The 12,041-nt window shown below is 43.8% G+C and carries 12 protein-coding genes; 6 read left to right on the top strand and 6 right to left on the bottom strand.

What is annotated here, in order from left to right:
* Positions 1–2: 2 nt before the first annotated feature.
* Entirely contained in the window at positions 3–1,835 is a 1,833-nt protein-coding gene (locus tag EPX21_RS13345; protein ID WP_134090194.1) for an alkaline phosphatase, read from the top strand.
* 62 nt (positions 1,836–1,897) lie between these two features.
* On the opposite strand, the gene EPX21_RS13340 is transcribed toward EPX21_RS13345, so the two are convergent.
* Together EPX21_RS13340 and EPX21_RS13335 are read right to left on the bottom strand one after the other, a co-directional pair.
* Positions 1,898–2,626 carry a hypothetical protein gene (locus EPX21_RS13340; protein WP_134090193.1) on the bottom strand — a complete coding sequence of 243 codons (729 nt, stop codon included), beginning with the start codon at positions 2,624–2,626 and terminating at the stop codon, positions 1,898–1,900.
* A gap of 188 nt (positions 2,627–2,814) precedes the next feature.
* A complete protein-coding gene (locus EPX21_RS13335) occupies positions 2,815–3,081 on the bottom strand; it encodes a PLDc N-terminal domain-containing protein (protein WP_134090192.1) in 267 nt (88 codons plus the stop codon).
* Between the two features lie 530 nt (positions 3,082–3,611).
* Between EPX21_RS13335 and EPX21_RS13330 the strand changes: the two genes are divergently transcribed.
* Complete coding sequence (locus tag EPX21_RS13330; protein ID WP_134090191.1) at positions 3,612–4,736, top strand: DUF748 domain-containing protein; 1,125 nt, start codon at positions 3,612–3,614, stop codon at positions 4,734–4,736.
* Positions 4,737–5,061: 325 nt separating this feature from the next.
* Positions 5,062–5,439 (top strand): helix-turn-helix domain-containing protein, encoded by a 378-nt coding sequence (locus EPX21_RS13325; RefSeq protein ID WP_134090190.1) that lies wholly within the window; start codon positions 5,062–5,064, stop codon positions 5,437–5,439.
* A gap of 111 nt (positions 5,440–5,550) precedes the next feature.
* Here EPX21_RS13325 and EPX21_RS13320 read toward each other — a convergent pair whose 3' ends face one another.
* Both EPX21_RS13320 and EPX21_RS13315 read right to left on the bottom strand, forming a co-directional pair.
* On the bottom strand, positions 5,551–5,979 hold the full coding sequence (locus EPX21_RS13320; protein ID WP_134090189.1) for a hypothetical protein: 429 nt from the start codon (positions 5,977–5,979) through the stop codon (positions 5,551–5,553).
* Entirely contained in the window at positions 5,976–6,545 is a 570-nt protein-coding gene (locus EPX21_RS13315) for an RNA polymerase sigma factor (protein WP_166670763.1), read from the bottom strand. Before EPX21_RS13315 ends, EPX21_RS13320 begins: the two co-directional genes overlap by 4 nt.
* A gap of 120 nt (positions 6,546–6,665) precedes the next feature.
* On the opposite strand from EPX21_RS13315, the gene EPX21_RS13310 reads away from it, so the two are divergent.
* The gene (locus EPX21_RS13310) at positions 6,666–7,013 is read left to right on the top strand and encodes a DUF6249 domain-containing protein (protein ID WP_134090187.1); all 348 of its coding nucleotides are present in this window, start codon (positions 6,666–6,668) and stop codon (positions 7,011–7,013) included.
* A 39-nt stretch (positions 7,014–7,052) separates the two neighbouring features.
* On the opposite strand, the gene EPX21_RS13305 is transcribed toward EPX21_RS13310, so the two are convergent.
* Complete coding sequence (locus tag EPX21_RS13305; RefSeq protein ID WP_134090186.1) at positions 7,053–8,660, bottom strand: TonB-dependent receptor; 1,608 nt, start codon at positions 8,658–8,660, stop codon at positions 7,053–7,055.
* 516 nt (positions 8,661–9,176) lie between these two features.
* Between EPX21_RS13305 and EPX21_RS13300 the strand changes: the two genes are divergently transcribed.
* Positions 9,177–10,178 (top strand): energy transducer TonB, encoded by a 1,002-nt coding sequence (locus EPX21_RS13300; protein ID WP_134090185.1) that lies wholly within the window; start codon positions 9,177–9,179, stop codon positions 10,176–10,178.
* A gap of 96 nt (positions 10,179–10,274) precedes the next feature.
* Complete coding sequence (locus tag EPX21_RS13295) at positions 10,275–10,793, top strand: GNAT family N-acetyltransferase (RefSeq protein ID WP_134090184.1); 519 nt, start codon at positions 10,275–10,277, stop codon at positions 10,791–10,793.
* Positions 10,794–10,964: 171 nt separating this feature from the next.
* Here EPX21_RS13295 and EPX21_RS13290 read toward each other — a convergent pair whose 3' ends face one another.
* Positions 10,965–12,032 carry a phosphatidylinositol-specific phospholipase C1-like protein gene (locus tag EPX21_RS13290; RefSeq protein ID WP_134090183.1) on the bottom strand — a complete coding sequence of 356 codons (1,068 nt, stop codon included), beginning with the start codon at positions 12,030–12,032 and terminating at the stop codon, positions 10,965–10,967.
* Positions 12,033–12,041: the final 9 nt, after the last annotated feature.

The following is a 12,041-nucleotide window of genomic DNA, read 5'->3' as shown; positions in this document are numbered from 1 at the left end:
AGATGAAGATACAAAAATGGATATGCCTGTGCAGCTTGGTAGGTTCTGGGCTGCTCGCGCAAGCGCAACAGTATTCGGTGAATAAGCATGCGCATGCTCATAACGACTACCTGCAGGTGCAGCCCTTTTATACTGCCTACGCTAATCGGTTTGCCTCTATCGAGATCGACGTGTTTTTAAAAAACGACTCACTTTATGTAGCGCACGAAGAAAAGGAGATCAAGCCGGGACACACCATTCAAAACCTCTATTTAAAACCGTTGTTACAGCAAATGGCCCTGCAAAACGACAAGGTATACCCTGATGGCGGTGGATTGCAGTTTCTGATCGATCTGAAAACCGAAGGGGAACCTACTCTGAAAGCTTTGGAGCAACAGCTTGCACCGATAAGAAAGTATTTCGATGGGAGTCAGCGTCCAGATGCCGTACGTTTGGTAATTAGTGGTAATATGCCCGCACCCGATCGTTTTCGCCATTTCGACCCTATATTTTTTTTCGACGGACGCGCTCAAACGAAGTATAGTGATGATGAACTTAAAAGAATAGCGTGCTATAGTGCGCCTTTTCAGGCTTTTAGCGTATGGAATGGATTGGGCCGAATGGTGGAGCCGGAGAGAAAGAAGGTAAAGCACTTTATCGATTCGATACATGCCCTTGGTAAGCCAGTTCGCTTCTGGGCTTGCCCTGATACCAAAACTGCTTGGCAAGCTTTTATAAAGCTCGGTGTCGATTACCTCAATACCGATTCGCCCAATGCTTTGGCTTCTTTTTTAAACAAATATGAGGTGAATAGTTATACCCGTAAAAACGAACACGAGGTGTATCAGCCAAGCTATAAGCATGACGGTGCTGAAGGCCCCGTGAAGAAAGTGATTCTGCTTATTAGTGATGGGGCGGGGTTCAGTCAGCAATGGGCAGCAGCTACGACAAACGGTGGACAGCTCAACATGACGCAGTTTAGGCATATCGGTTTTCAGAATACGGCGCCAAGTGACGATTACAACACAGATTCGGCGGCCGGAGCGACGGCTTTCGCAACTGGCGAGAAAACACGGAATCGTTATATTGGCAACGATAGTACAGGCAATGCCCTGCCGAATTTGCCTGAAAAGCTAAGCGCGTTCGGCATACCAAGCGCTATTCTTACTAACGATCGGCTTACTGGGGCTACGCCTTCTGCGTTCTTTGCACATCAAAGCGAACGGGACCACTCAGCGGCGATCGCTTACGACATGCTAAAAAGTCCAGTAAAACTTTTTATCGGAGGAAGCCACCCGAGCCTCGCCGCGGATAGCGCAAAATTAAAACAGCAGTTGACAGCAAAGGGGGTAATCATTCGTTCCGACCTACGCGAAATTGAGCGTGTTCCGCTGGATAAATCGCTTATCTGCTTCGCACAGGATGATCCTGCAACGAACTACCATATGTTGGAAGAAGCGTTCGACCTAGCTCTACGCCGGATGGAGAAGCAAGATGATCGCTTCTTTATGATGGTAGAAGGAGCTAAGATTGATGGCGGTGGACATAGCAACAGAATTGCACAATGTATCGAAGAATATTTAAGTTTTGATACCTTGTTGGGTCGGGCCCTGCAATATGCAGATGAGCATGAAGGTACGCTGGTAATCGTGACTTCCGATCATGAAACGGGTGGACTCGTTTTGGTTGATGGCGACTATAAGAAAGGTTTTGTGCTTGGTGAGTTTATCACCAATGATCATACAGGTGCCCCAATTCCGGTGTACAGTTACGGAGCAGGCGCCTCCAACTTTACGGGCTTTATGCAAAATAGTGATATTGGAAAACGCATCTCCGCGTTAATGTCGGTTAAGTAATTATTTTCCTTGGGGGTGTCTCCTACATTTGCTTGCAACAAACATAGGAGACACTCTCTACCTTATTTTTCTTTTTTAAATAGCTCATACGATTGTTTGATATACTCGAGTAGTTCGTAGCTCGACCAGTTTCTCAGCTTTTCTAATTCCGGTTTATAGGCTAGTTTAAAACGGTCTGCTTCCTCATCGCTTATAGTGGGAATCACTTGCCTTATGGCCTCTGTGTTAAATTTGGCCTCCACTTCATTGATTTCTAATTGTTGGTGGATAATACGGTTGAATTTTCTTACCCGCTTTCCGTCTTTGCTGATCAATTCGCGCAGAAAGGTAATCGGGCTTCCGTCGAAAGGCGACAACAAAGTTATCGGTGGTTTCCCATTGAAATAGATGCTGTTTTGCTTACTATATTTCTCCGCAACTTCTATAAGATCGACGGTTTTATCAAGCTGCGCACTTACGTTAACCTCATCTAAAAGAATGGTACTGTCCAAATACACCGTCAGATGTTCGTAACCTTTAACGATGCTGCATTTCTTTGGCAGGCCTTCCACATAGAAGGCTAATGAGTCGCCTATTTGTACCCTTATAGAAAAATTGCCAAGATTGTCTGGCTTTGTAGTCCTATGTGCCGTTAAATTTTCTACCCGCACATCACTGACCTTCCATCGTTGCTGTGTGTCGATTTGGTTGAGCACTACGGTGCCTACCACCGATTTTTCCGACTGCGCACGTAAATTGTTAGCCGCAGAAAAGAAAATTGCGTTTATGAAAACAAGCACGTAAGGTTTCATAATCTGAAATTAAGAATAAAGATACTTATAATCAGTTATTTAACACAATTTAACGAAAACGAAGCACAGAGCCGCTGGGCTCGCAGGTATTTTCAAAGAGGAATCTGACGGGAAAGTTGCTTATTGGTTGTATTTATAGGAATGTGATTTTCTTATTTATTTTTTCTATAGTGACGTTGCTCTGATTCTCAGTTAGGCCCGAACAGTCGTTCCTTCCGGTGTTCGGGGCGAATTTTAACCGCTTTTCGTCCTTTCCCGTAAGCAACTAAATAGGCTAATGCACCAAAAAATGGCGCTAAACAAATTGCCAAAACCCATACGGCTTTTTCTGTAGGTGTAAAAAAGTTGTTGGTTACACATCTGACAAACGAAACGGCGAATAGCACCATCCAAAGGGACAGGGAAATCAAAATAGATATTTCGGGCATGCCGAGGTTTAGAAAGTTCACCATCATCTTATGGAGCTTTGGATAATTAATATAAGTTTAATCTTATTTTATAAAAATTCTATTGTAATCGTTGACTCGTAAACAGCAAAGATATCGCAAGGTTAGTGGCCGAGCAATAGCCATTATCAGTCAATCTGAAGCTCGCTGCTTTGTATAGGATCGAGACACAGCGTGTTTTTGCCGCTCCTTACTACTATTTTAACGATCAATCTAAAAGAACAGGTGGTTTAGTGATCACATAGGATCCTTGTCTCAAATTTATACTTAAAAACCCTATCGGCAAAACTATTTTGCTCATTTTTTCGCGCTTTTAATCGGGTAGTAGGTTGTAGGTGTGGTATGTCCGGTCTTGCGAAAACAATTCGCCTAATATACCGCATGAATAAAGCCGCCCGCTCGCCTGGTATGCAGACAATGGCTGGCCTTTGTCTGATAGCGACAGAAACATACTAGATCGGGATTTGTTATAGTTAAAAATAATTGGCACCACAGACGGGTATTGCTTTTTAGGTGTTAGTATAAGTTGTTTAGAAAAGATGGCCTCATTCAAAAAAAGGAAAACGCTGATCATTGTTGGAAGTGTTGTGGTCTTACTGATCATCCTCCGATTATTATTGCCTTATATTGTGTTGCGATATGCGAACCGTACGTTACAAGACATGAACGGTTATACAGGGCATGTCAAAGATATCGATATCTCTTTATATCGAGGGGCTTATCAGATAGATAGTATCTATATACGCAAAGTCGATTCGACGACAGGCAAGCAAACACCTTTTTTCAGCGCGAAGAAAATCGACCTTTCTGTCGAATGGCCTTCGCTGTTCAAAGGGAGGATTGTGGGTGAGCTAGGATTGCTTTCGCCTGAACTGCGCTTCACCAAGGGGCAAGCCGAACCGGGGCAAGTGGCGAAGGATACCAATGATTTCAGACAGGTACTCCGTGATTTCATGCCGCTGCAAGTAAACCGTTTCGAAGTCCAGGATGGGCGTATTCGCTATCTCGATAGTACGGCGGCGCCTAAAGTCGATATTTCTTTAACGGATACTTATATCCTGGCAAATAATCTAAAGAATACTTCTAAATCTAATGTAAAGCTGCCTTCATCGGTTGTGGCGAGTGCCAAGGCTTATGGAGGAACTTTTACATTAGATATGAAATTAGATGCCTTGGCTAAGCAGCCTACTTTTGATTTGACCGCCGAAATCAAGCAGGCCAATCTCGTTAAGCTAAATGATTTCTTTATCGCGTATGCTAAGTTTGATATCAGTCGCGGCACCTTTAGTCTGTATTCAGAATTTGCGGCAGATCAAGGACGATTTAAGGGATATGTAAAGCCTATTGTGAAAGAACTTGAAGTAAAAGGAGCGGAAGACAAGAAGGACGGTTTCTTTCAAAAGGTAAAAGAAACGGTTATTGACGTGGTTGGGGATATTTTAGAAAATCCCAAAAAGGATCAGATCGCCACTAAGATTCCGGTTCAGGGAAGCTTTGGCGAATCGTCCGTAGGCGTATGGCAGGCAGTATGGGAGGTGTTGAAAAATGCCTTTATTGAGGCTCTTTTGCCCAGTATTGATAACGAGATCGATATATCATCGCCTGATGGAACTAAAGTAGGCCTGGAAAAGTATAAGACTTCTGACGATATGCAGGGGAAATAGAAAATCACCGCTTTTTTGCTGCCGATATACCAATTTGTATGTCGAATCGTTAATATATAAATAAATATAATATGTACTTAAAAGGAGCCCGGCGTTTTTGGCATGGGCTTCTTTTTTATGCCGTTCTCATTGGTGTTTACAGTTTTACCTGCCATTATTAGGGTATATCGAGGCCTAACGTTGCGGATTTGTACATATTTGCATAAATGCGTTGCGTTTTTTCTAAAAACAGGATTTTTCCTGTCTCACTTTCAGTATAACTCCCGCAAATCCTTTCTCCAATTTTCACAAACTTTGCATCGCAAAAGAAAAACAAATAAGACCTATGGACAAGCACTATGGTGAAATTATCGAAATGACCATTCGAAGAAACGGATACAGCATCAGTGAATTGAGTCGGATGCTGAAAGTGAACAGAAGATCAATCTATAACTGGTTTGCACAAGCGCGGTTTAAACCAGAGATTATCTTCAAAATTGGTGTTGCTATTCGCTATGACTTTTCTAAAGAGTTTCCCGAGTTGTTTACTTCGGAGGATTTTCAGCGTGAAATCGAAAAGAATAAGCAAAACTTTTCTGCTGCTATTCAGTATGTGGAAGAGACGTCTTATTGGAAAGACAAATATATTACGCTGCTTGAAGAATACAATAGCGTCCTAGCACAACAAGCACAGCGACTCGGCAGGACACCTGCAATGGCTTAACCAACATCAAATAGAAAAGAAGGTGGAATCAACACTGCGTACCCATTTGCGCGGTGTTGATCCTTCTTCGAGTATTCCTTTATCTTCGGGGCCGGATTTATGTTAAATGCTTTAGCGTGTTGATGTGTGATGGTTATTTTGTCTGCGAACAAGCCTTTTATCTGCCCATTGTATCAATACGACGGTAGCCAATGAGAACAACAAAATGGATGCATGTACCGTTATCCAATTTAGTAAAGCCTGTAATAGCGGACGGTCAATGAAAAAATAGGATATGGCAATGGCTAAAACACCTATAAACAGGCCTAAGCCGACATTAATGGCGTCTCTACGCTTATCCTTTTGCTCTTCCAAGAAGACAATATGGGCCATTGTCTCTTCCACAATACTTTGCTGTTCTGCAATCTGTCGGCTATGCGCTTTTTCTGCCTCGAGCAAATCAAACAAAGTCTGGTAGGCCGTTATTTCCTGTTCGTTAAGATGTTCTTTCTCTTGACGGATTTGTTCCAATAGCAGTTTGCTGTATCGCTCGTCTTTCATATCTTGGTTCCTCGATTTTGTGGCCGCAATGCCATCAACTTATCTTTCAATAGTTTCCGCGCTCTGAAAAGGTGACTTTTGATCGTGCCTTCCGACAGCCCGGTAATCTGTCCTATTTCCTGGTAGCTGTATTCTTCTATATGAAAAAGGTTAACCACCAACTTGTAAGCCGGAGGGAGCATATCAATCGTCTTGAGCACAAAGGTACGCATTTCTTTACTGTTTAATTCTTGCTCGGGCCCTCCCTCTGCTACTAAGCAATGTTCATTGAGTCGTGTTTCATCCGTCAAATCCTGTTGTTTCTTTGTCTTCTTTAAGAAATCCAAACTTGTGGTATATGCGATCTGCGCAATCCATGTGGAAAGTTTTGATTCCTGCTTAAAATATTTCAGATTTTTGTATACCTTAATGAATACGTCCTGACATACATCTTTTTGATCATCTTCATCTTTTACTATTTGCCTTACCATCCCTTGTACCAGTCTTTCATGCATACTTACCAATAGTCGGAAAGCGTGGAGGTTTCCCGCGTTAATCTTGGCTATCAATTCATGATCTGGATACATATTTCCCCCGTTAGACGATGGCGCTGCCATTTAGGTTTCAGAAAAAATAAAATAGTTTTTTTGCAACTTTTTGTTTTGTCAAACCGTCAGATGGACAAATTGACATTAATAAAATTAGATATGAATCATTTGGAACCTGTATTGGTAGTCGGAACCGTTTTCTTCACGATCGCCTACGTCATTGAGACTATTTTGAAGTACCGTCTTCGCTCGCGTATTGTATCATCCGGCTTGACGGATGAAAAGCTCATCAAAGGACTTTTTACCAGCAAGGTAGATAACAAATACAGTTCGCTCAAATGGGGGCTTATTCTGCTCTTCGCCGGGATCGGACTGATCGTATTGGAGTTTGTACAGTATGATTATGAGTCGCCATTGCCTTATGGTGTGGAGGGGGCTTTTATAGCGGTTGGTTTTCTTGTTTATTTCTTTTTCGTAAACAGTCGTACGGAGAGAGGAGAGTCCTAATTGATGATTAGGGTATGAATGCTGCAACGCGCTTAAAATTCAATTAAATGAAAGACAAGCAACTCGGAACGACGAACAGAAAAAGTACCGGCCGTTTACCTCACTTCCATAGAGCGAACTAGCGTGGGTATACATCACATCGGTGCCGAAAGTGTAATTTATTTTATCGGTGTTAAGATAGATGTTATTTACCAATTGTAAGACGTGGTTCTTAAAGCGTTCTTGCGCAAAGCGATGCCCGCCCAATTGGATGTTGGTAGTCCGTGTAGTACCATCGATGGTTGATGCCACATTTTCGACGATTGCGCGGGGAATATTGGCGACAGGTAATTCGCTGCCTGGACTACTGTTCTGGTAAGTATAAAGGTGCTGTACCTTTAGCTCGTTGGTAAGTTGAGGTGAGATAGAAGTCCGCAAGGTAGCCAAGAAGCTGTTATCGATATTTTTGTCGTCACCATATGATTCGTACAGGTTGATGGACGTATTATCCGCGAGGCCAAGTGCATTCCGGTCGTTGGTGTAATTGTCGCGGATTGTTAGCAGGTTTTTTTCATTAATCTGCCAATCGATCCGGGCGAAGGCGGCATCTGAACCTCTGGTTTTGTCGAAGGAGCCATATTGAGCGCCATTTCCTAATCCATATCGGGTGCGGCCTATGTTAACGAACTGATCTAGTGTTGACTGGGTCACATTGAAACGGCTTTCGTCGGTCGGCGATTGGATGTCGGCAATGATAAGCGGTCGGGCATCGCGCTGGTGATCCCATGCTACAAAAAAATGGAGCTTGTCCTTGATTATCGGTCCGCCAAGTGTAAAGCCATATTGATAGGTGGAAAACTCGTTATCGCGCTTGTTTCCACGGATGTCGTATGGACTGGACAGCCAGTCGGCCCGTGCATAGGTCCAAGCGCTGCCGTTTACCGTGTTGGTACCTGCCTTCGTTACGGCGCTGACCGTACCCCCGCCGCTTCGTCCATAAGTGACATCATACTGGTTGGTTACCACTTTGAATTCCCGAACGGCTTCGATGGAGATCGAGTAAGGAGCACCGCTTCGACTAGTCGTAGAACCGGCGGAAGTTGGGTTTTTGGCCGTCATCCCGTCGATTGTAAAGTTGGTTCCCGAGCTAAGTTGTCCCGATAAGCCGGTGCCGTTACTTAAAGGCGAAAGCTCCATGAGGTTGGTGAAGTTACGGCCGTTTACGGGAAGCTTGGTAACATCCTTCGCAGTAATAGCGGTGGCCGCACCGATATTCTCGAGCTTGTTTTTTAGGCCGTCGCCAACCACCTCTACTACCTCGAGGTCCTGCGCGGATTCAGCCATCGGAATATCTACCCGCACCACATCCCCTTGGTTGAGGTTGTAGCCGGTACGGATTTGTTCACCATAGCCCATATAGAGCGCTTTCACGGTGTAAGGCCCGCCCAAGGGAAGTTCTTTAAAAGTGTAGTCGCCGTTGGTGTTGGTAGAAGTACGCGTGCTGAATCCTGTTGATTCGTTACGGATTTGCACTGTCGCTCCCGGAATGCCTTTTTGTTTTTCATCGATGATTTTTCCGGAAATAGAAGCTTGCGTCGTTTGTGCGAAAGAGAGATAAGGATGTGCCATGCAAAGCAAAGTGATGGCAAGAAGTAATGTTTTTCTCATAAATACTATCTTAAATGCTTCGGCCAAACTAGTCGCGGAATGTTAAAAAATCGACGATTTTATATTATATTAAAAAGAAAATATCTTGATACACCCATGCTCCCACGATCTGATCCGAGTGTGAGGAGTAATTATGTCGGAAACGCTTCTTACGTTTTGCTTAATGAGCCAAAACCGGATTCTTGAACGGAATCGATAGGAAATTAAAAAATAAATCTACTAGTTGATCCTTGTAATGGCTAGTTTGATTATATGTTTGATGGCTATAGGTAAGGTTCGCTAAGACGGTTCCTGCGCGTTTTCAGCAAGGCAGGCTCTCGGATAGCATCAAAATGAGAAAATGTAAAACTTATATGTTAGAAATTTATTTTAATTATTATATTTATCGGATATTAGAAAAAGACGCCTTCTAGAGGTCGTCATTTTACCGCAGTAGGTGGGCGGACAACCTATTAGTAGCAAGGTGTTTGGGATAGCTTCTTATGTTAAACTGTTTCTTAACCTTAATATAACTATATGATTACTTTTTTCTATCGTAGCATTGCATTTGCAACCGTATTGTCTTTTATTACCCTTTTTTATTTGCCTGCTTTCGGCCAAAATCAAACATTTGTCTATCTCAATAAGAAAAGATATCCTGTTGCCGAAAAAGATAGTGCGGAATATATACGCATTTTGACACCGGGCGAAACGTCAGAAGCGCCCTATAAATTTGTAGAACTATATAAAACCGGCGAGGTGTACTGTACCGGAGAAGCGTTTTTCAACGGTGACCGGATTAGTTTGATAGGCCTGATAACAACTTTTCAGAAAGACGGTAAAAAGGTAAGTGAAGAGCACTACAAAGAAGGTGTGCAAGAGGGCATATGTCGATATTACTATAATAACGGAAATCTGAAGAAGGAAATCATTGCCCCTGGACGAACGGGCGAAGGAAAGGAAAACTCAACAATGGAACTCTCACCGAAGAAATTGGTGGCATTTTATGATTCGCTTGGCATCCAACTGGTAAAGGACGGAAACGGGCATGTGGCGGAGGTTGACGAAGAGGGAGATACAGAAGAAGGGGATTATAAAGATGGTTACAAAGACGGTCGTTGGACCGGGACTTTCCTAAAGAGAAGATACAGCTATACGGAACATTATGATCAGGGTAAGTTGTTAGAAGGTACGAGTGTCGATTCAACCGGGAGTGAAGTGCAATACACAAAAGTGGAAGAGATGCCGACATATCCCGGTGGGTTGCAGGCTTTGTACAGATTCATCGCAACCAACTATAAATATCCGCGACAAGCCTATCAGCGGGGCCTTGCCGGAGCCGTTATCCTCTCCTTTGTGATAGATGCACAGGGCAAAGTGGGAGAAATAAAGGTGATGAAGGACTTAGGTATGGGAACTGGGCAGGAAGGAGTGCGGGTGTTGCAAAATAGTGGGGCCTGGGTGCCGGGAAGGATGCGGGGAATTCCGGTTAGGGTGTCGTATTCGATTCCGATCCAACTGAACCTACAGCGGGGCTAAGGCGTTTCTTCTGAGCTTGTGTCCGCTTTATGAGGCCCGTTTTGAAAATGGCGTATTATATGCCGTGAAAAACAGTATTTTTACGCTTTCAAAAATATGACACGGGAATTTACTTTACGAAAAGCTACGAACGAAGATAAGGATAGAATCTGGGAAATACTTCAACAGGCTATTGCATTAAGGAAGCAGGACGGAAGCCAACAATGGCAAGACGGCTATCCGAATCCGTCAGTGATCCAAAAGGATATTGACGAGGGATATGGATACGTGTTCGTTTCAGATGGGTATATAGTGGCTTATATGGCGGTTATTTTTGATGGTGAGCCTGCCTATAATGCCCTCGAGGGGCAATGGCTTAGCAATCAGGATTATGTTGTTGTACATCGTGTAGCCGTGGCGCAGGATATTAAAACAAAAGGGACAGCTACGCTGCTGATGAAGGAATTGGAAGCACTCGCATTGGCCCGGGATGTTTTTAGCATTAAGGTAGATACCAACTTTGATAACAAAGCGATGCTTCGGGTTCTAGAGAAATTAGGCTATCAATATTGCGGAGAGGTATACCTTCGGGGTGCTGCCCGTATGGCTTTTGAAAAGTTGTTAAAGAAAGATTAAGGAACTCACGCGTCGATGGTGTTGCCGGCTATTGCAGGCGGTTGTTAGGAAACGATACGTGAAAGATGGACAACAAGCTTTCAGGACAACTATTGAAAAGAGGCCATTTTATAAATAAAACGACCTCTTTTCTTTGAAAAAACATGTTAGAGAATCGATTAAGCGATCAAACTATTTATCTGCTACGAATACCGGATTCACCCTAATGTATTTCTCGCCCTCAAAATGCACGCGGTAGTCCGAATCGAAGTGTGTACTTTTTAGGTAGTAGTCGGTGGTAATGATCTGCGCACCCGCATTACATGCGGCTTCGAAATTGGACCGGTCGTTTGCACGTGCTTCCTTCGTGTCGGAATCTGCCCGCGTGCGGATGATATAGCCCTGCTGTACAAGGGTTTTGATTTCCGGCAGCTTGGCGTTATTCCTTATGAGTATGGCAGCTTCCGGTGTTCCCGGATCAGCATTGACAAACAGTATGCGGCCTTTCAGAGAAGGGCGACCTTCCATGTACGTAGCCCGCTTGCGATCCTTATCATCTAAAACAAAGAGATATTTTCCCTTGGCTTCTTGTACCTTGGGCCAGTTACCGGCCAACACCGCTTCTTCCAAAGTTGAATAATGACCACGGACGTCATCCGGAGTAATCAGGTGCTCCCTTCCCAGATACTCTTCAATACATCGGTCCAGTTCATCGAAGGCCTGCACCGTCAACGCTTCAGTAGCCGCCATTCCGGGCCCGCTTGAATCACCGCCTTTTGCTTCCAAGGTGATAAATACGGGATAATGGTCGGGATGTTCTTCTGACCACACTCTTAACTTTTTTAGTAAGCTTTCTAAAGTATACGAATCGGTACGGAAATCGTAATCCGGTACATGCAGCACTTTGTAGCCAGATCTGAGCATCTCACCATCCGGATCGTAAGGTTCTTGATTTGGCGCCAAGTCCAATCCTTTGGGATGTGCGTATCTTCCTCCTTTTTCATCCCGATAGACATCGATTTCGAGATTGCCTAAGCCCATTTCCAGCTGGTCTATGATGGGAATGTGGCTGTAATCCAGCCCTTTCATCCGATCAGCGCCATGTTGTTCTAATACTTTAAACAGTGCGGGATCAATGGCTCTTTTATAGCTGTTGTGCGAACCGATGACCTGTATTTTGTTAATCGGCAAGCTGTCTGGGATTTCCCTGCGTCCACTCAACGTGGCTAATATTATGGCAAAACAAACGAACGCCTTCATTAGATAATT

Origin of the sequence: Olivibacter sp. XZL3 (genome assembly GCF_004368405.1) — a bacterium.
In the GTDB taxonomy this organism is placed as follows: Bacteria; Bacteroidota; Bacteroidia; order Sphingobacteriales; family Sphingobacteriaceae; genus Olivibacter.
The sequence above is the reverse complement of the archived record's forward strand: the minus strand, read 5'-3'. Positions and strand labels throughout refer to the sequence as shown.